Annotated in this window: 21 protein-coding genes; 3 read left to right on the forward strand and 18 right to left on the reverse strand. The window is 37.8% G+C overall.

Annotated elements, in window-relative coordinates:
• Nucleotides 1-22: 22 nt before the first annotated feature.
• The 11 genes from AR328_RS01600 to paaA form a co-directional block, all read right to left on the reverse strand.
• The gene (locus tag AR328_RS01600) at nt 23-406 is read right to left on the reverse strand and encodes a thioesterase family protein (protein WP_066288501.1); all 384 of its coding nucleotides are present in this window, start codon (nt 404-406) and stop codon (nt 23-25) included.
• 190 nt (nt 407-596) lie between these two features.
• Nucleotides 597-1,391 carry an ABC transporter ATP-binding protein gene (locus AR328_RS01605; protein ID WP_066288502.1) on the reverse strand — a complete coding sequence of 265 codons (795 nt, stop codon included), beginning with the start codon at nt 1,389-1,391 and terminating at the stop codon, nt 597-599.
• The gene (locus AR328_RS01610) at nt 1,384-2,397 is read right to left on the reverse strand and encodes an ABC transporter permease (RefSeq protein WP_066288510.1); all 1,014 of its coding nucleotides are present in this window, start codon (nt 2,395-2,397) and stop codon (nt 1,384-1,386) included. Before AR328_RS01610 ends, AR328_RS01605 begins: the two co-directional genes overlap by 8 nt.
• A gap of 18 nt (nt 2,398-2,415) precedes the next feature.
• Nucleotides 2,416-3,453 (reverse strand): ABC transporter substrate-binding protein, encoded by a 1,038-nt coding sequence (locus AR328_RS01615; protein WP_066288515.1) that lies wholly within the window; start codon nt 3,451-3,453, stop codon nt 2,416-2,418.
• A 282-nt stretch (nt 3,454-3,735) separates the two neighbouring features.
• Nucleotides 3,736-4,611: a phenylacetic acid degradation operon negative regulatory protein PaaX gene (paaX, locus tag AR328_RS01620; RefSeq protein ID WP_066288517.1), complete on the reverse strand. Its 876-nt coding sequence runs from the start codon at nt 4,609-4,611 to the stop codon at nt 3,736-3,738.
• Between the two features lie 124 nt (nt 4,612-4,735).
• Nucleotides 4,736-5,515, reverse strand: a complete 780-nt coding sequence (locus tag AR328_RS01625) for an enoyl-CoA hydratase-related protein (RefSeq protein WP_066288519.1) — start codon at nt 5,513-5,515, stop codon at nt 4,736-4,738.
• Nucleotides 5,508-5,816, reverse strand: a complete 309-nt coding sequence (locus AR328_RS01630) for an EthD family reductase (protein ID WP_066288522.1) — start codon at nt 5,814-5,816, stop codon at nt 5,508-5,510. Before AR328_RS01630 ends, AR328_RS01625 begins: the two co-directional genes overlap by 8 nt.
• A 38-nt stretch (nt 5,817-5,854) precedes the next feature.
• Nucleotides 5,855-6,349 (reverse strand): 1,2-phenylacetyl-CoA epoxidase subunit PaaD, encoded by a 495-nt coding sequence (gene paaD, locus AR328_RS01635; protein ID WP_066288526.1) that lies wholly within the window; start codon nt 6,347-6,349, stop codon nt 5,855-5,857.
• A 19-nt stretch (nt 6,350-6,368) separates the two neighbouring features.
• Complete coding sequence (gene paaC / locus AR328_RS01640; protein WP_066288533.1) at nt 6,369-7,184, reverse strand: 1,2-phenylacetyl-CoA epoxidase subunit PaaC; 816 nt, start codon at nt 7,182-7,184, stop codon at nt 6,369-6,371.
• Nucleotides 7,171-7,527: a 1,2-phenylacetyl-CoA epoxidase subunit PaaB gene (paaB, locus tag AR328_RS01645; RefSeq protein WP_066288536.1), complete on the reverse strand. Its 357-nt coding sequence runs from the start codon at nt 7,525-7,527 to the stop codon at nt 7,171-7,173. Before paaB ends, paaC begins: the two co-directional genes overlap by 14 nt.
• 32 nt (nt 7,528-7,559) lie before the next feature.
• On the reverse strand, nt 7,560-8,522 hold the full coding sequence (gene paaA / locus AR328_RS01650) for a 1,2-phenylacetyl-CoA epoxidase subunit PaaA (protein WP_066288539.1): 963 nt from the start codon (nt 8,520-8,522) through the stop codon (nt 7,560-7,562).
• A 336-nt stretch (nt 8,523-8,858) separates the two neighbouring features.
• Here paaA and AR328_RS01655 point away from each other — a divergent pair, with 336 nt between their 5' ends.
• Complete coding sequence (locus AR328_RS01655) at nt 8,859-10,232, forward strand: dipeptidase (protein ID WP_066288545.1); 1,374 nt, start codon at nt 8,859-8,861, stop codon at nt 10,230-10,232.
• 35 nt (nt 10,233-10,267) lie between these two features.
• Here the strand turns inward: AR328_RS01655 and AR328_RS01660 are convergent, their stop codons facing one another.
• The 7 genes from AR328_RS01660 to AR328_RS01690 form a co-directional block, all read right to left on the reverse strand.
• Nucleotides 10,268-11,515 (reverse strand): MFS transporter, encoded by a 1,248-nt coding sequence (locus AR328_RS01660; RefSeq protein ID WP_066288547.1) that lies wholly within the window; start codon nt 11,513-11,515, stop codon nt 10,268-10,270.
• A 201-nt stretch (nt 11,516-11,716) separates the two neighbouring features.
• Nucleotides 11,717-12,082, reverse strand: coding sequence for a hypothetical protein (locus tag AR328_RS01665; protein ID WP_066288550.1), 366 nt, complete (start codon nt 12,080-12,082; stop codon nt 11,717-11,719).
• Between the two features lie 165 nt (nt 12,083-12,247).
• Entirely contained in the window at nt 12,248-13,129 is an 882-nt protein-coding gene (sdaAA, locus tag AR328_RS01670; protein WP_066288553.1) for an L-serine ammonia-lyase, iron-sulfur-dependent, subunit alpha, read from the reverse strand.
• Nucleotides 13,130-13,156: 27 nt separating this feature from the next.
• A complete protein-coding gene (gene sdaAB / locus AR328_RS01675) occupies nt 13,157-13,819 on the reverse strand; it encodes an L-serine ammonia-lyase, iron-sulfur-dependent subunit beta (protein WP_066288556.1) in 663 nt (220 codons plus the stop codon).
• Between the two features lie 39 nt (nt 13,820-13,858).
• The gene (locus AR328_RS01680; protein ID WP_066288559.1) at nt 13,859-14,563 is read right to left on the reverse strand and encodes a helix-turn-helix transcriptional regulator; all 705 of its coding nucleotides are present in this window, start codon (nt 14,561-14,563) and stop codon (nt 13,859-13,861) included.
• A gap of 131 nt (nt 14,564-14,694) precedes the next feature.
• Complete coding sequence (locus AR328_RS01685) at nt 14,695-14,928, reverse strand: group-specific protein (protein WP_066288565.1); 234 nt, start codon at nt 14,926-14,928, stop codon at nt 14,695-14,697.
• Nucleotides 14,929-15,104: 176 nt separating this feature from the next.
• Nucleotides 15,105-17,081, reverse strand: a complete 1,977-nt coding sequence (locus tag AR328_RS01690; protein WP_066288568.1) for an LTA synthase family protein — start codon at nt 17,079-17,081, stop codon at nt 15,105-15,107.
• A gap of 318 nt (nt 17,082-17,399) precedes the next feature.
• Between AR328_RS01690 and AR328_RS01695 the strand changes: the two genes are divergently transcribed.
• Both AR328_RS01695 and AR328_RS01700 read left to right on the forward strand, forming a co-directional pair.
• Nucleotides 17,400-17,588, forward strand: coding sequence for a hypothetical protein (locus tag AR328_RS01695; protein ID WP_066288571.1), 189 nt, complete (start codon nt 17,400-17,402; stop codon nt 17,586-17,588).
• Between the two features lie 106 nt (nt 17,589-17,694).
• Nucleotides 17,695-18,309 carry a hypothetical protein gene (locus AR328_RS01700; protein WP_066288573.1) on the forward strand — a complete coding sequence of 205 codons (615 nt, stop codon included), beginning with the start codon at nt 17,695-17,697 and terminating at the stop codon, nt 18,307-18,309.
• Nucleotides 18,310-18,347: the final 38 nt, after the last annotated feature.

Genomic DNA, 18,347 nt, shown 5'->3' on the forward strand with positions numbered 1-18,347 from the left:
AGATTAAGTGAACGACCGCGACTTATGACAGCATGCTCTTAATTTTCGTTTTCGGAAGGATTACCTGCGTAACCTCCCCTGTGCCAATAAGCTTCGTATCATGAACAATAAAAACATCGGTCTTAATCTTATTGTCTTTTTTTTCAGTTAGAACCGCCTTTATTTTCAAGTTAGAGCCTTCTGGTGCTGGTAAAATATGATTAGCTGAAACTGAAATTCCCATTCCTTCCTCATGCTCTTCTAAAAAAGGCAAGATGATTTGTCTAGATGCCCATTCCATATGGTAAATCATCATCACAGTCGAATATGTAGGATGAACAATTTTGCCTTCGAATTGAGCAAACATTTCAGGAGTTACTGCTGCCTCGATTGTAACCGAATAACCTGCCGTTAAACCTGGTTTCATTCGATCCCTCCATCGTTTATACAATAATAAGTATGACGTTTAATTAACGATATAATACCATTTCGTATAATGAATAGTCAATAAATTGTAAAATTTTAAAAAATTCTTTCTTATTTATAATATGGCTAATACATAATAAAAAGGATTAATTAGTGAACAATCCCTAATTAATCCCCTATTGCGTTCAATATTAAGTTAATAAAGCACGGTCACTTGCCATTTTCGAGCCCCGAATTCTCTGAAACTCATTTAATAACTGCTCGATCGTCAAGTTTCCTTTTTGATCCTCTTCTACCTGCAAGATGATCTGCCCTTTATCCATCATAATTAGTCTATTGCCTAAATCAAGAGCCTGCTGCATATTATGAGTGACCATCAATGTCGTTAAATTGTATTTTTCTACAATTTCCTTTGTTAAATTTGTGATGAGCTCAGCACGGGCTGGGTCAAGGGCGGCTGTGTGCTCATCCAGCAATAGGATCGCCGGCTCTGTAAATGTAGCCATCAATAAAGAGAGTGCCTGCCTTTCTCCTCCTGAAAGCAATCCTACTTTGGCCGTAAGCCGATTTTCTAACCCAAGATGAAGTGATTGCAGCACTTCTTGAAAATATTCTTTTCGCTTCTTCGTAACTCCTTTTCTTAACGTTCTCTGTTTATTTCTGGAATAAGCCATTGCCAAATTTTCTTCAATCGTCATATTTGGCGCTGTCCCAGCCATCGGGTCTTGAAATACACGTCCGATTAACTTCGCTCTTTTGTATTCGGACATCATCGTAACATTCTGCCCATCAATCGATACAGTACCAACATCAGGTATCATGACGCCAGAGATCATATTCATTAAGGTCGATTTTCCAGCACCATTACTGCCAATGACAGTAACAAAATCACCTTTATTTAACGTTAAATGGATATGATCTAAAGCAATTTTCTCGTCAGGTGTGCCTTCATTAAAAACTTTATGAATGTGTTTGAGTTCAAGCATATGGCCCCTCCTTTCTATCCGAAGGAATATTGCTTAGACCCAAGTTTTCCGCTTGTTTTCTCGCTTTCCTCTTTTTCTCTTTAGAAGAGTCAATTATTTTAGGAAGAATGAGAGCTAAAATGACGATGGTTGCCGTTATTAATTTCATATCTCCGGGCTCAAGGAAATCTACCCTCAAAGCAAGTGTCACAACAATTCGGTATATTATCGCTCCACCGATGACTGCTAACGTTGTTCTTGCAATCGTTTTTGTTCCAAACAGAGCCTCTCCAATAATGACTGAGGCCAGCCCTATAATAATCATCCCTATGCCCATTCCAACATCAGCAAAGCCACCCTGCTGGGCGATAAGTGCTCCAGAAAATGCAACCATAGCGTTTGAAATGCCAAGTCCAAGAATGACTGTTAAATTTGTATTTGCCGATAAGCTTCTAATCATTCGCTTATTATCGCCAGTCGCTCGAATGGCCAGCCCAATTTCAGTCTGCAGGAACTTATCTGTCAGGAATTTAATCAAAAAGGTAACAATAAGCATGAAGATTAAAATTCCCCATGTCCTTGGCAAACTGTCTCCAAGTCCCACCGCAGAAAGGATACTATTAAAAAAAGAGTCTAAGCCCGTTGTAGCCCAAGTATCTCTAACATTTGTTATAGCTGTTTCTGTATTTAATAACGGAACGTTTGATTTCCCCATAATTCGGAGATTAATCGAATAAAGAGCAATCATCATTAATATCCCAGAAAGGAGAGCATTGATCTTTCCGAACGTATGAAGGACACCCGTAATACAGCCTGCAGCAAACCCAGCGATCAGTGCGAAAACAGTGGCTAGAAATGGATTTATCCCGCTGACAATCATTGTCGCTGCAACAGCCGCTCCTGTTACAAAGCTTCCATCTACCGTTAAGTCTGGAAAATCCAGCACTCGGAATGATAAATAAACTCCGAGTGCCATAATCGCATAGATAATTCCAGCTTCAAACGCTCCAAATACTGCCGTGAACATTATGAATCACACCCTCTGTTATTCGCCTTCATAAAACTCCGCAATTTTCTCCCAATCTTGCTTTACTTCAAGCCCCTGCTGTTCAGCAGCTTTCTTATTAATCATTAATGTTAGACTGCTTGGAAGTTCAACCGGAATGTCAGATGGCTTTTTATTTCCTTTTAAAATTTCTGCAGCCATTTTTCCAGTCTGGTAGCCGAGATCATAATAGCTAAAGCCGCTTGCTGCAACCGCTCCACGCTTCATAGAGTCAAGCTCTCCAACGAAAAGCGGCAGCTTCTCGCTATCTGCAACAGATATAACAGATTCTAAGGCGGAAACAACTGTATTATCTGTCGGAACATAAATGGCATCCACTCTGCCTACTAATGATTCAGTAGCCTGCTTTACTTCTGCAGATGTTGAGACAGAGGCTTCAACAATCGTTGCACCTTTCGCTTCAGCAAGCTTCTTCACTTCTGCCACCTGCACTTCTGAATTTTGTTCACCTGCATTATAAATGACGCCAATCGTCTTCGCTCCAGCTTCATCAATGATAAAATGAATCGTCTTTGCGGTACCTTCCGGATGATTATCCGTTGTACCTGTAATGTTGCTTCCTGGTTTATCAAATGCTTCTACAAGTCCAGCGCCAACCGGATCCGTTACAGATGTAAACAGAATAGGGATATCCTTTGTTGCATTTAGAGCACTTACTGCACTAGGTGTAGCATTAGCGAAAATTAAATCAACCTTATCCCCAACAAAGTTATTGGCAATTGTCTGCGTGTTATTCATATCTGCTTGTGCATTTTGGAAATTGTATTCCACGTTTTCTCCTTCTTTAAATCCTTCATCTTCCAATGCCTTTTTAAAACCTTCTGTTGCTGCATCTAACGAAGGGTGGGCTACAAACTGGGTAATGCCAATCTTCTGTTTTTCCTTTTCAGTTTCAGTTTTACTCTCAGTTTCTTTTTCAACCTTGGCCGGTGCTTCTGCCTCCTGTTTTCCACATGCACCAAGCACGAGCAGAATTGCTGCCAATAGGAAGAATAAACCATATAAAGATCTTTTCATCTTGAAATACCCCCTTTTTATATTAAATATTAAACACTGCAAAAATTGCAGTGTGACTACCTATGTAGGAAGCTGCAAAAAAATATATGATAAATAACATGGATAACGTAAATATATCGTTATATTATCATTTCACGAAGTAAATAGTCAATAATATTCAAAAAATTTAATATATTTAGATTAATATATTATCAGTTTGGAAGCAAGAAGAAAAGCATACAGATTTAGTTTCTGTATGCTTAAAGACACCCTTCTTTTTTACCGGGACGAATATCATCATAGTTATTCAACAATATATGGGTGATCGAGCACATCATAATTAACATCTTTGTGCTCAATCTCGTTTCCTTCTATAAACACCGTTTCAAAAAAGCGGGAAGCTGGCTTTGCTAATTCTTTATAATACTCACTGAATAAGGACGCCGCATGATTGCCCAACCATTTATGAGGAAGCAGCTCCTCGGGCAATCCCGGATCAACAAACAAGAATTTCCTATATTCATGGACGAGCTTTGTCCTTTCCACAAAGCATTCGGCATCGGACATCTGTCCCTTTTGAATTTTATTTTTATCAATAATGTATTTCTGACTATATTCGGAAATAAACAATTGATACTTGGAATTAATGTCTTCGAGGTTCCAGCTCTTCTCAACTAAGCGAAAATTATCATGCGGCCCTTCATATTTTGCGATAAAAAAATCAACATATTGACTGATATCATATTTATCTATGATTTCATTTACTTGCTTTTCAAGATTATTGGCCGAAATCCAGCAGCTATTAGATAAAGAGCCAAATCCGCTCCATACTAATTCTTTTCTAAGTTCATCCCTCACTGTCCGAATTTCCTCTGGAATGGTATACATGAATATTCTCCACTGCCCATCCCACTTTTCAGGCATAAGCTTAAATATCCTTTTTGCCGCTTCATCAATCCTCTTTTGACCACGATTTGTTAAAGAGTAATAGCTTTTATTGCCGATTTTATCAGACTGAACCCAGCCTTGCTTATTCATCCTGGAAATAGCTGCCCGAACAGATTGATCATTATGACCAAATTCACTTAATAACCGGATTAAACTTCCAATCCAAATTTTACTGCCATAATGCGATATATAGTCTCCATATAAAGTAAAAATCATTGATCTAGTATTCAAGTACCTTCAATCCTCACTTCATTTCATATAGAAAGAATGTCGAAATAAATGCGTTATGAAGTAATTCTACTATATAAAATGAAATATTCATAACATTTTAAATCCTAGCATGATGTTACATACTCTATCTCCCTTTGAAATTCGGCTTTCTTTTTTCTTGAAAAGCCTTCATGCCTTCTTTTTGATCTTCAGTTGAAAATAATAGATAGAAATTTTTCCTTTCAAAATGCATGCCTTCCTCAAGAGAGGCATCTACCGCTTTCAGCACTGATTCCTTTATTAAGCGAATAGATATTGGCGCTTGATTGGCTATATATCTAGCCATTTTTAATGTTTCTTCCATAAGAACCTCTCTAGCAAACAGTTGATTGACTATACCAAAGTGGAGAGCTTCTTTCGCCAAGATTCTTTTTCCTGTAAAAAGCCATTCCATTGCCTTTGTTTTACCGGCTAGCTTCGTTAACCTCTGCGTTCCCCCTGCTCCAGGCATCACACCAAGATTTACTTCGGGAAATCCAAATTCCGCATCATCTGTGGCATAAAGAAGATCGCAGCAGAGAGCAAGTTCAAAGCCTCCGCCAAGAGCAAACCCTTGGACAGCTCCAATTATCGGCTTCTTTATCATGGCCAATCTGTCCCAATCTTTGAATTGATTGCGAAGCTCAAAATTAATTGCATCGTCATTAGCCATTTCTTCAATATCAGCCCCAGCAGCAAAGGCCCTCCCTTTGCCGCTCAAAATGATAACTTTGACATCATCATTTTCTTCAAATTCTTCCATAACAGTTAGTATTTCTGATACCATTTTGCGATTAATTGCGTTAAGTACCTTTGGACGATTTAAGGCTATGAATCCAAGCTTTCCTTCTATGGCAGCTTCAATATATTCATAGTCATTACCCATTTACATCTTCACCGATCATTAATGTGATTAAATCACCTGCAAATTTCATCGCATCTTTGCCTGAAGCCTTCCCTTCATCTGTTCTCATCGCCGTTTGAAGTGCCTCCATACTGTCATAATGCATTTCACACATGAGGTAATACTTCCCTTCCCCGCCCATTGGACTTCCTACTATTCTAGTAACCTCCATTTTGCGAAGGCCAGGGATTTTTGCCGTAAGAGGGGCATGTGTTTCGAAGTAATGCTTATCAAAAGCTTCTTTGTTTTCTGGATGCTTGTATAATGCGATCAGTTTTGCCATTTAATTGTCTTCCCTTCAATTTATATTTATATTTATATTTATATTGTAGAAACAGGTTTCATCGCTTCAAAAGGGTTTTTGCAAGTCCTGCAGTAAAGAATGCTGCGACAGGCAGTAGGTCCAAAGAGATTGTCTAGAGTTGTATAAATGGAGTCGCAAAACGGGCAATTGACTTGCCATTCTCCAGTTTCCTGAATATGTTTTGGAGGAGGGGCAATTCCGAATTCTTTTAAATCCTCTCTCCCCTTTGCTGTAATGCGGTCTGATGTCCATGGCGGATGGTAAATGAATTGTACATCGATTATTTCATAAGCAAATTGAGATTTAATTTCTTTAACTACATTTTGACGGATAATTTCAAGAGCTGGACAGCCCATAAAGGTTGGAAGCAGTTCAATGGTTACTAAGGATTCATCCACCGCCACTCTTTCTACCATCCCTAAATCAACGATCGAAATGGAGTCTATTTCTGGATCCTTAACTTGATGAAGCACTTTAATAATTTCTTCTGCAGAAGTGTTAGTTTTCTTCATACTTAATCAATCCTTCTTCCTACCAATTCGCTGCCGGATCTGCAAAGTACACTTCAGAAAGAATAGCTAAAGCGATGTCGAGGTCCTTTGAGTGCTCCCCTAAACGTCCATTCCCGCTCTTCATTCCAAATGATTCTGGCAACGGCAGATTGACCGATTCAAATACTGGAAGCATGGCAGACCTCCACCTCTGTTTTAATACGTCTTCATCCTCAATCAAACCAAGCTTTGCCATCTCACTCCCCTTTGGCCCTAAAGTGAGGACACCTTCGAGTTCAGCCAGCACTTTTGCAACAGCAGTTTCCATTCTTTTTCTTGCCTCACCACCAGCATTCATTAATTGCACAAACCATGTTTTCCAATGCAGAAGATGGTAGTGGAGCTCCATATTCACATTGATTGCCATGTGGGCAAGTGGTTGATAGGATGAATTTTTCAAGGAGTCCATACGGATTTTTTTTGCCTGATCATAGAAGTAATTTCTGACGACTGCAAATGCAAAGTCGTACTGGGGCTTTGATAAATAGTGGCCCGGTCCATTAACCATTTCCAGCAATACAGCATTTCTTCGGTCCTTCGCTTTTCGTGAATGCGCTAATTCATCAACACTGCCTTCACCAAGGTCTTCAAGAAGCTGATAGAACATTGCCGCATGCCCCATCATATCTTGGCTAATAGAGGAGAAGGCAACGTCCTCCTCAATATGAGGAGCAAGCCCAAGCCATTCCGACCCCCGGTAGGCGAGAATGAAATCATCATCAGCGAGCTGGTAAAGAAGCAATGTTAATGAAGATTTATATGCAGGATCCAGTGATGAAATATCAGTCTTGTTCACTCTTTTTCAATCCTCCCCATGACAGAATTTCCTTTTCATCAAGCATTGCTTGTTCATACTGACGCCATTTTTTCTTTAAATATCCGTATCCTTTCGTATTTCGATAATCTTTATTATCAAGCCGCTTTAATGACTGCTTTTCCTCAAGAGACATTTTGCGAATATCTGACCTTTTAATGACCCATATATCAGCTACCGGCTCCCGCCGCATGAAATTTTCCTGTGCCATGACTAGTGCAAGCTCTTGATTCGGGGCAAGCAAAGAAAATTGATATTGTAATGGGGAGGTATCTGTCCTTTTACTGAAAACCTCGAATTCCTGGTAAAATCCTCCACTGCTCAATGAGTCTCCTCCTATCCAAATTTTTCGTAAAATCAATGATTCGCATTAGCCAGCGCATCACGAACCCACTGATTTTCAACATAAGTTGTTTGCCGCAACTCTAAACGTTCCTTTGATTTCGGGCCATTATTCCTGACAATTTCCTTAAATCGATCCCAATCAGGCTGCTTATAAACCCACTTTTCCTGCTCTTTATCAAAATGCATCGTTTCATCCGGGATTGTTAATCCAAGTGATAAGACTCTAGGGATATATTTCGAAAAGAAATCCTGTCTCAGTTGTTCATTTGTTTTAGTTCGGATTCGATATTTAATCGTTATATCTTGCTTAGAAGTGCCTGTCGTAGATGCATCTGCCGGACCGAAGAACATCAGAAGAGATTCCCACCACCTATTAACGGCACCCTGTACCATCTCTCTTTGATCCTTTGTCCCTTCAGCCAATGCCATAATGATGGACTCGCCATGCTGTGCATGGAAAACCTCCTCTGCACAAATTCTTTTCAAAGCTCTTGCATAAGGCCCATATGAAGCATCAAGCATATTCGTTTGTGAAATAATAGCTGCACCATCGACAAGCCAGCCAATTAATCCTGCGTCTCCCCATGTCGGGGCTTCCATATGAAATACATTATGAAATTTCAGCCTTCCGTTAAACAAATCTTGCATAATATCTTCACGGGTTTTACCAAGAGGCTTCATTAAATCTTCTGCGACTCTTAATAGCAGCTGCCCGTGCCCCATTTCATCCTGTACCTTTGCCATGATCCCAAGCTTTCTTTTCAATGAAGGTGCTTTCGGGACCCATTCCTTTTCAGGTAATGCCCCCATAATTTCACTTATTCCGTGCATTGAAATTAATTTAATCAGCGTTATTCGATACTCGTCCGGCATCCAATCATCCGCTTCAATTTTTTCACCATTATTGATGCGGTTCAAGAAGTGCTCGTATTTCTCCTCCTCTGTTAAATGCTCGTTAAAAATCGTAATAGACAAATGACTCACCCCCAAGTTTTAATGACGTTTTTATTACGTCATGCGATTTACTCAAAAATCAAAATCTCTCCTTTAAATGATTTTATATAACGTTTATTTCTCGTACTATTTAATATGTGTCATATATTTAAAACAAAGATACATTGGAAATGGTAAAAAGTCAATGAGTTTTCTGAAAATTTTATATATTTATTCGCCCTATTTTTAAAATTAAAAATTCGAAATCGGCTTAGATTTTTTATCCAAATAGTTGACTATGTTATAGTTAAATAGGACAAACAATTTGGAAGGATTATGTAAAGGTAATTCCAGAATTAGGACATGGAGGGAAGAAAAATGAATCAAGCAATATTGGATTTTCTTCAGGATAAAAGAGAAATACATCTTAAGGAGCTTTTCGAATTTCTAGCCATACCAAGCATTAGCGCCCTGCCCGACCATAAAAACGATGTACAAAGGGGTGCTCAATGGACAGCTGATGCATTGACAAAAATAGGGATTGAACATGTGAAAATTTACGAAACAAAAGGACATCCTGTTGTCTATGGAGACTGGTTAAAAGCCGAAGGAAAACCGACAGTTCTTATATACGGCCACTATGATGTACAGCCGGTAGATCCCCTTCATTTATGGGAGACTTCCCCATTTGAAGCAGATATTAGAGATAAAAAAATATATGCGCGTGGGGCCAGTGATGATAAAGGGCAAGTATTCATGCATTTGAAAGCCATTGAAGCGATTCTTCAAACAACCGGCACTCTTCCGGTGAACTTTAAGTTTTGCATTGAAGGCGAAGAGGAGATTGGAAGCCCTAACCTACCAGCTTTTGTTGAAGAGAATAAAGACCTTCTATCAGCTGATGTAATTGTTATTTCAGATACAGGCATGATTGATAAAGGGAAGCCTACTATTTGCTACGGCCTGCGCGGATTATGCGGTTTACAGATTGATGTAAAAGGTGCAAAAGGAGACCTTCATTCTGGATTATATGGCGGAGCTGTACAAAACCCTATTCATGCACTAGTCCAATTAGTTAATACGTTCCATGATATCGATGGTAAAATTACAGTAGATGGATTTTATGATCAAGTTCAGCCTTTAACTGAAGATGAAAAACAAGCATATGATGCATTGAAAATGAGTGATGAGAGCTTTAAGCAGCAAGCTGGTGTTACAGAATTATTCGGTGAACTAGGGTTTTCAACATTAGAAAGATTATGGGTTAGACCAACACTTGAAGTAAATGGGATTTATGGAGGTTTTCAAGGGGAAGGCATTAAAACAGTCATCCCTTCTGAAGCTTCGGCAAAGATCACATGCCGCCTAGTCCCAAATCAAGATCCAGATGAAATTGTCAGCCTTTTAAAGCAGCATATTGAAAAACATAAACCAAAGGGTGTAGAAGTGAATATTTCTCTATTTGATAAAGGTTCACCGTATGTCACTCCTTTTGACCATCCGGCTATCCAAGCTGCAGGCCGTGCCTATGAAAAAGTATATGGCGTTCCTACATCCTATACTCGCGGAGGCGGATCCATTCCGATCGTAGCGGCATTTGATCAAATATTACAGCTACCTGTTGTCTTAATGGGTTTCGGGCTGCCTGATGAAAATTTTCATGCGCCAAATGAGCATTTCCATTTAGAAAACTTTGATAAAGGCCTTGATACACTTTGTTATTATTGGTATGAACTGGAGAAATCAATATAAGTAAAAAGACGCCGCTTTAGCTGGCGTCTTTCCATTTATCCAAGCACTTTACTGCCGATTGATCCAGTATGGCTTTTTCGCATATATAAGAACATGAACAAGAATAGAATAGCGCTGGCCCCTCTTAGAATCGTGGAAATACTCATAGCCATGTTCATGCTCGTATTCTCAAGAAGGAACACACCGAATTGTGGCGCAATAAACGCTACAAGTGCTAACAATATATTATAATTCGAAATATAAGTACTCCGATTCTCCTCTTTTGTAACCTCTAACAAATGATTAAATAATAATAACACAGTCCCCGAGACGAATAAGCCGGAAGAGGCATTTACAATGACAAGATAAACTAAATTAGTGGAGAGTACAGTCAAAATAGGAGTACTGGCCATTCCTAAAGATACGAAAATCAGCATCTTTGCATTACTATGTTTGTCAGCCATTCTCCCCCACCAGTTAAAACTGACTATCTGGGCAAGTTGATTAGAAACAGTAAATAAACTAATCCAAAAAGCAGTCGCTCCTGCAAACTTGATTTGGTAAATGCTAAATAATGACCACGCCATTTGCCAGCCAAAATTAAAAAACAAGCAGCAAACTAAGAAATAGACGAATGGCTTATGTTTATAAACATGGAGGCCTAAATTTAGTTTCTTCTTTTCTATTTTCTTACCAGTCTTTTTTTCTTTATGCTTCAATAAATAGTAAACTTCCATTAATCCGAAAAGGAACGCGGAAATAAATAATAGCTGATATGGTAACGCATTGCTTTTATCAAATTGCTGCAAAAGAATACCAATCAAGAAGGTAGATATCATCCCAACAATGGTCATCATTTTATTTCTTTCACTGAAAAATCCGCTTCTTCTTTCATCAGGAATAAGATCTCCAATAAAGGATTGCCAGCTTAAATTGGCAAATGAACCAGGTAAATTCATCAAACCAACTAAAAGAACAAATGCCCAGCTCCGATATTCAACAGGCAGAAAAATAACAAAAAACATGGCAATGAGAAACAAACGTGCTGCTAGAAAAGAATACGCGGTAAATTTCTTCTTTTCTTCTAATCTGCTTAAAATAATGGAGCCGATCAGCATCGCGAACATGCCGACAAATTGCGGCAAGGAACTAATTAAACCAACCTGATAATTGGTAGCGCCAAGGACACTAATGGCGAACAATGGAAAATAATTGTTACTAATATTTAGGACAATCGTTGTTGCAATTCCGTTTCGAATACTAAGCTTTTCATTTGCCTTTAAAGTACTATAAGACTGTGGCATTTTTCCTCTTCCTTCATTCATATAACTATTTATTTCGTTATTCTAAATAATTTTTTCTTTAGCTATCATAATCCCTCCTCAAACAAGATGCAAGAGGGTTTCTGCGTTTTAGGAAAAAAATTATTCCTGTGACTCATAACGGCTTTTCAAAAAAAAAAGAAGCCTTATTTTCGGCCTCTTTAGAAATGGCATATAAAAAAATCAGCTTACCATATTCTTACCTTTTAACATCAAAATCGCTTCTTCGTTTTTGGCAATTTTCGTTAATTGGGCATCCAAACGCTGATTTATACAATGCAGTTCTTCGTTGAATATTTTCATTGATGCCCCTTTTAAAAATTGAAAAAAGTCATTTAATTCCTCTCTTTGGTACGATTCCATTTTTTCAACGATGTCCTTAATATCAGATAAATCAATTTGATTCACTTCAATTCTATGTTCAATGCTATCGACTTTTTCTAATCGGTCCAGCCGTCTCTCCAGCGATTTAATGTTATCACTGATGTCAGCAACTTGATTTCTTATGTCATTCATTCCATTCAATATTTTCGTTAATATCTCCTCCATCACTTATCGCTCCTTACTTTTATTACATTCATCTTACCACCATTGAGTAGGAGGAATCTGTGAATATTTATTTACAATATTAAAGATTCACAAAATATGTCAGATGTGTGAATAGCAAAAATAAAGAAGCCTGGACATTCAACATATCCAGGCTTTTTACGTTTATTATTTTTTTTCGCCAAATATTTCTGCTTCTAGTCTTCGTCCTGTAGGTGTTGCTGCAAGACCGCCTTCAGCCGTTTCTCTTAATGCTGAAGGCATTGACTGACCGATGAGGAACATCGCATGAATGACTTCATCACATGGAATACGGCTTGTGATGCCAGCAAGAGCCATATCAGCCGCAGTCATTGCATTTGAGGCACCCATCGCATTTCGTTTTACACATGGTACTTCTACTAATCCTGCAACAGGGTCACATACTAAGCCAAGCATGTTTTTCAACGTAATGGCCATTGCTTCAGCTGCCTGACTAGGTGTACCTCCAGCAAGCTCAACAATAGACGCAGCCGCCATCCCGCTTGCTGAGCCAACTTCAGCCTGACAGCCGCCAGCTGCTCCAGAAATAGATGCATTATTCGCCACAACAAAGCCAAAGGCTGCAGAAGTAAACAGAAATTCGATCATTTCCATTCTCGTTGGATTTAAGACTTCCTTCACTGCAAATAACGTACCAGGTACAACACCTGCAGAACCAGCAGTCGGAGTTGCGCAAATAGTCCCCATTGCTGCGTTAACCTCGTTCGTTGCAACTGCTTTACTTACCGCATCAAGCAGAATATTTCCCGATAATGATTTTCCGCTTTTTATATAATTTTGCAGCAGAACTGCATCACCACCCGTTAAACCAGATACAGAAGTAACCCCTTTTAAACCTCGCTCTACAGCTTCTTCCATAACGGTTAAATTACGATCCATCTTAGCAATAATTTCTTCTCTTGTAAGTCCAGTTACTTCAATCTCCTGCTGAATCATAATTTCTGCTATTTTCACTTGTTTACTTTCTGCAAGCTCAACAAGTTCAGCTACATTCCTAAATAAAATCATCTTTCCACCCCTAATTTTGGCTATCTATTAATCGACCATTCTAATAATCTGCGTTACATTAGGAACATTTTCTATCTCTGCTATGACACCCTGCTTGATCTTTTGATCCACCTCTATAACCATTAAGGCCATTTTTCCCTTTTCCTTACGGGAAACCTCCATATGACCAATATTGATTTCATGATTGGCTAATATTTTTGTAACAGATGAGATCACACCAAACTGATCGTTATGAACAACAAGAATGGCTGGATGTTCGCCAGACAATTTAAGCTTAAATGAATTTAGTTCGGTTATTTCAATCGTGCCTCCGCCAATTGAAATTCCAACTACCTCTAAATCGCCTTTTTCATCGTATAAATTAATTCGAACTGTATTTGGGTGGTCTGGTATCATTTCCTCAACGGAAAATACAATTTCCATTCCCGCTTCTTCGGCAAGCTTTAGAGAGGTAGGAATCCGCTCATCAAACGTATCAAAGTCTAAGAGCCCACCAACAATGGCTACATCCGTTCCATGACCTTTATAGGTCTTGGCAAAAGAACCATATAATGAAATGACTGCTTTTTTTGGAAGTCGGTTAAACAAAGTTCTGGCCACTCGGCCGATTCTTGCGGCTCCTGCCGTATGAGAGCTGGATGGGCCGATCATAACCGGACCGATAATATCAAAGGCGGATCTATATTTCATATCGAATGCTCCTTTTTCTCTATATTTATGAGTTCAAAATTATTTATGTTCAGCAAGTTCTTCCGGCTGAAGATCATTTATTGTTCTAATTTTTTGCAGATAATTGTAAACAGTGAATTTTGAAACACCGAGTACTGATCCCACATAATCTGTTGCACCTTTTATTAGAAAGGTCCCTTTTTCATCAAGCTGCCGAACACATTCCACTTTTTCATCAAGGCTCATTAAAGATGGCGCTTTCTTAAATCCAAGCAAAACTTGTTCAACCATTTCATGAATAACCTCTTGCACAGAAGTAAAGAAGTTTTCTGATTTTGTATGCTGCTCATCGAAGCTAATAAATTCTTCGATTTCTCCGCCGAACTGCATTAAAAGACTTATATCATAATTTATACATAAAGCACCGATAATCTTTCCCTGAGTATCACGAAGAAAGATCGTTGCTGATTTCATCACATTCCCTTTGCTTGATTGGGTTTTATAGCTCGGAATATCCTCAATATCCTGATCCTTTTTTGCGAGCTCGTTTAACACGAGATCCGTAATGGGAGAGCCAATTTTTCTGCCAGTCACACTCCCAGCAAGATGAATAAGCGAACTTTTCAAATCTGAGAAATCATGAACGGCCACTTCACAACGAGACCCAAACATCTTTACAAGCATATCGGCTGTGCGAATTGCTAAATCAAATATTGGGCGATGAGATTCCTTCAATTCCGCCACATCCTTCACAAACTGTTTCATCTAACCTTGCAATATAATAATATCACAAAAATTATGTAGTTAAAATAATATTTTAATAGCTACAAAAATTTTGTAATGCCCTCCAAAAATAAAAGAAGACTTCGTTTAAAAAGTCTTCTTACATTATCTGTTTATACATTTTTTAATACTAAATTTAACCGGTTTTCCCGCTGCTTTCTCTCATCTTCTGAAGCCAAATCATATTTCTTTAACAGGTGAAACACTTCATTCAAAATATCTTGTGTATGTTCTTTTTTAAAGAATGATTCAAAAAGAGGAGCCATTTCATGAGGTAAAAAATCCTTTTGCTGCTCGTACTTCTCCCTAACATCTTCATGTGAATGATCTAATTTACACTCGCTCATTATTAATTCCTCCTGCCTGATTAGCCTTATAACATCACTTTACTATATAGATGATCGATAGTCTAATTTTGAGTGTGATAGTTTACATAATATTATTATTTTATTTTTTGCGCCATTTTATGGAAATCACTTTAAGCAACACAAAAAAGAGCGAAGATTTCTCTTCGCTCCTCCCTTTATTCTACACTACCCGATTGTTTTCTTTGTTCAGTTTGAATCGGGTCTTCTTTCTTTATATACTGATATTCATTTCTGTTAATTGGTTCATATCCATCCGGCTGATAGAATCTTAAAAGGTCTTTATATACGATGTTATCTGACATTTGCAGTTCAGCTTTTACTTTTTCAGCTAAAGGTGCATATTCTTCTCCATCTATAAGCTCACCAGTGTCATTCGAATAGATTTTTTCATCTACTTGGGTGACTTTCGGAGAGATAAAGTCGCCATTTCGGAAAGGAATGACTTCACGATGGTTTTTAGACAACAGATCAGAGCCAATTTCTAAATAATCCTTCGTATCAATTCCTAATAAATGCAATACAGTTGGACGGACATCTACCTGGCCGCCTAGCTGATGCTGAGCTCCGCCATCTACACCCGGCACATGAATGAATACCGGAACCCTTTGCAGATTTCTAGCATATTCAAAAGGTGTAATTTCTTTCCCGATAATTTCAGCCATTGCATCGTTGTGATTTTCTGAAATGCCATAATGGTCGCCATACATGACAATTACTGTATTATCGTATAGTCCAGATGCTTTAAGATCATTAAAGAACTGTTCAATGGCTTGGTCCATATAATGAGCAGACTGAAAGTATTGGTTTACTACCTTATCCGCAGTTTCAGCTGCAGGGAAATCAGTATCCCCTTCATCCATTTTAAATGGGAAGTGGTTTGATAAAGTAATAAATTTTGTATAGAAAGGCTGTGGCAGACTTTCTAATATTGGCATGGATTCAGTAAAGAATGGCTTATCTTTCATACCATAGTTTTTTGTATTCTCTTCACTCATATCGTAGTATTCTGCATCGAAAAATTTATCATAGCCTAAAGAGCGATACATTTCGTTGCGATTCCAAAACGTTTTATAGTTACCGTGGAATACTGCTGATGTATACCCATGTGTTTTCAAAATAGCTGGTGCTGCTTGATACGTATTTTGCGCTTTTGTTACATAAACAGAGCCTTGTGACATCGGATATAAGGAATTATCCATAATAAATTCAGCATCCGATGTTTTTCCTTGACCTGTTTGGTTAATAATATTATCAAAATAGAACGTTTCTCCATTATGTGCTAGTGAGTTCAAGAATGGAGTAACCTCTTGCCCGTTTAGCTTGTAGTCAATAATAAAGGTTTGAAGTGATTCTAAAGAAATGTAAATCACATTCATTCCCTTAGCTTTTCCAAAGTATTCAGGATTAGGAGCTGCATAATTGGCTTTAATATAGTTCTCCACTTCAGTAATGTCATTTGAATCAGCTAAAGCTCGTTGGCTGGCTGATCTTGCATTCTGAATAACATCATAAACAGAGAAATTATAAGCGCCTAAATATTTCACAAGATAGTTTCTGTCGAAAGAACGCGTAAGCAATTGCGGACGATCCGCTTCAGCCAAACCTAGATTAATAATAAACGTAAGGATAGCTGCAGCAATTATATACGTTGCAGGCTTTCTGCTTACAGTTTTACTTGGGTTGTACCATTTTTTTACAATGAAAACGACCAGGATAATTGTATCAATAAAGTAAAATACATCAAAAGGACTCATTAAGGATAAAGCACTGTCTCCTAATTGCCCCCCGTTAGTCTTCGTTTGCATGACGACTGGAACGGTAATAAAGTCATTGAAGAACCGGTAGTATACAATATTTGCATATAATAAAAACGACATCAGGAAGTTGAATGTAATGAATAATGCAGATTGCATCCGTCCTTTAAAAAATAAAGCAAAACCTAAGAATAATAAGGCAGAACTTAACGGATTAAGAAACAATAAAAACTCTTGAAGTTTATTATCAATTCCTAAACTAAATTCAATTTTGTATGCTGCATATGTTTTTAACCAAAAAAGAAGGACGATAGAGAAGAAAATTCTCATTCTTTTTTCTTTCATCAATTCCTTTGTTAAAGGGATTAGTTTTTTCATTGATTGCACCTCACAATTGTAAAAATCAGAAAAACTTAGCAATCGCTAAGTTTATAGTAGTTGTTTATTCGCAAATAAATAATGATCAGTTTGGTGAACGATTAATAATATAACATAAAAAAAATAAAAATTAAACAGAGATGTACAATAAATTATTAGTATTATTTCTTCAAAATTCTGCAAAAAATTCAAAAATAATCGATGACTAGATAATCTTATTTTTCGAAAATTACCGGTATTTTCCAACCTTTGTACTGTCCTTTAACCCAAGCAATACCCTCTTTCTTTACATAAATTGTAGTAAAGGAGGGATAAGTTATGCATTCATCAGCTTTACTTTATTTAGCATGTATTTTGGCTGGCTTTGCTTTAATGAAGGTTCCTACATCTGCTATAATCACAGCAGGCATCGCAAGTTTATTTCATATTTTAGGCGTAATTGCAATCATCGTTTTCTCTTTGGCGCTGCTTTATTTAGGAGTCAAAGCTTTAATTGGTAAAAAATAAATGAATCAGGAGATCTTTTTATGATCTCCTGATGTACATAAAGACAAGGTAGAAGATTGAAACCTTTTTACAATTTTTCCGTCATATTATAAAAGGGGTTAAAAATATGAACAAGTACTTATTTCTGCTTCTTGGATTTCTTTTATTAACGGGATGTACCGAAAAAAAGGCGGCACCGCCAAAACCAAATGGGACTGCTAAAGAAATAATGGTAGAAGACTATTTTCCTCAGGAAAATAAAACTTATGTATACCGCGGTGAAGGGAATGAATATGCAGCCTTTTCAGAGTTTTTTTATCAAAGAACAGACAGCTACCTCCCTTCTATTGTTGAAAATGGCGGAACTAGAATATTAAAGATTTATAAGTTAACGGATGAAGGCATTTATCAGGTTTACAATCGGCCTGAATTTTATGATGAAGAGATTCCACCATTGGCGGAATTAGAAAAGGAGTTTAACCCTATCCCCCTTTTAATAAAACCATTACAAGCCGAAAAAACATTTAATGGCTTTACAATCGTTCAAACAAATGCGGAACTGTTGCTTCCTATCGGCGAAGTCAAAAATGTCGTCATCATCGAACAGCAAGATGAGGAAAATAAAACGATTGTCCGAAAATATTGGGCACCTGGGTTGGGGATGGTTAAGCAGGAATTTGTTTCCTCAGAAAAGAATACAGAAGAGTTCTCCGTTACTTCAGAACTTGAAAAAATTCATTAATCATGGGAAGGCATGCTAATTACACCATTTCGGTTTTC

Origin of the sequence: Bacillus sp. FJAT-29937 (assembly GCF_001509555.1) — a bacterium.
Lineage (GTDB): Bacteria > Bacillota > Bacilli > Bacillales > Cytobacillaceae > Cytobacillus.

Excerpts from the sequence above, each read along its gene's own strand:
- AR328_RS01600 (WP_066288501.1), bottom strand. The coding sequence starts at position 406 with ATGAAACCAGGTTTAACGGCAGGTTATTCGGTTACAATCGAGGCAGCA.
- AR328_RS01605 (WP_066288502.1), bottom strand. The coding sequence starts at position 1,391 with ATGCTTGAACTCAAACACATTCATAAAGTTTTTAATGAAGGCACACCT.
- AR328_RS01610 (WP_066288510.1), bottom strand. The coding sequence starts at position 2,397 with ATGTTCACGGCAGTATTTGGAGCGTTTGAAGCTGGAATTATCTATGCG.
- AR328_RS01615 (WP_066288515.1), bottom strand. The coding sequence starts at position 3,453 with ATGAAAAGATCTTTATATGGTTTATTCTTCCTATTGGCAGCAATTCTG.
- AR328_RS01625 (WP_066288519.1), bottom strand. The coding sequence starts at position 5,515 with ATGGGTAATGACTATGAATATATTGAAGCTGCCATAGAAGGAAAGCTT.
- AR328_RS01630 (WP_066288522.1), bottom strand. The coding sequence starts at position 5,816 with ATGGCAAAACTGATCGCATTATACAAGCATCCAGAAAACAAAGAAGCT.
- paaD (WP_066288526.1), bottom strand. The coding sequence starts at position 6,349 with ATGAAGAAAACTAACACTTCTGCAGAAGAAATTATTAAAGTGCTTCAT.
- AR328_RS01655 (WP_066288545.1), top strand. The coding sequence starts at position 8,859 with ATGAATCAAGCAATATTGGATTTTCTTCAGGATAAAAGAGAAATACAT.
- AR328_RS01660 (WP_066288547.1), bottom strand. The coding sequence starts at position 11,515 with ATGCCACAGTCTTATAGTACTTTAAAGGCAAATGAAAAGCTTAGTATT.
- AR328_RS01665 (WP_066288550.1), bottom strand. The coding sequence starts at position 12,082 with ATGGAGGAGATATTAACGAAAATATTGAATGGAATGAATGACATAAGA.
- sdaAA (WP_066288553.1), bottom strand. The coding sequence starts at position 13,129 with ATGATTTTATTTAGGAATGTAGCTGAACTTGTTGAGCTTGCAGAAAGT.
- sdaAB (WP_066288556.1), bottom strand. The coding sequence starts at position 13,819 with ATGAAATATAGATCCGCCTTTGATATTATCGGTCCGGTTATGATCGGC.
- AR328_RS01680 (WP_066288559.1), bottom strand. The coding sequence starts at position 14,563 with ATGAAACAGTTTGTGAAGGATGTGGCGGAATTGAAGGAATCTCATCGC.
- AR328_RS01685 (WP_066288565.1), bottom strand. The coding sequence starts at position 14,928 with ATGAGCGAGTGTAAATTAGATCATTCACATGAAGATGTTAGGGAGAAG.
- AR328_RS01690 (WP_066288568.1), bottom strand. The coding sequence starts at position 17,081 with ATGAAAAAACTAATCCCTTTAACAAAGGAATTGATGAAAGAAAAAAGA.
- AR328_RS01695 (WP_066288571.1), top strand. The coding sequence starts at position 17,400 with ATGCATTCATCAGCTTTACTTTATTTAGCATGTATTTTGGCTGGCTTT.
- AR328_RS01700 (WP_066288573.1), top strand. The coding sequence starts at position 17,695 with ATGAACAAGTACTTATTTCTGCTTCTTGGATTTCTTTTATTAACGGGA.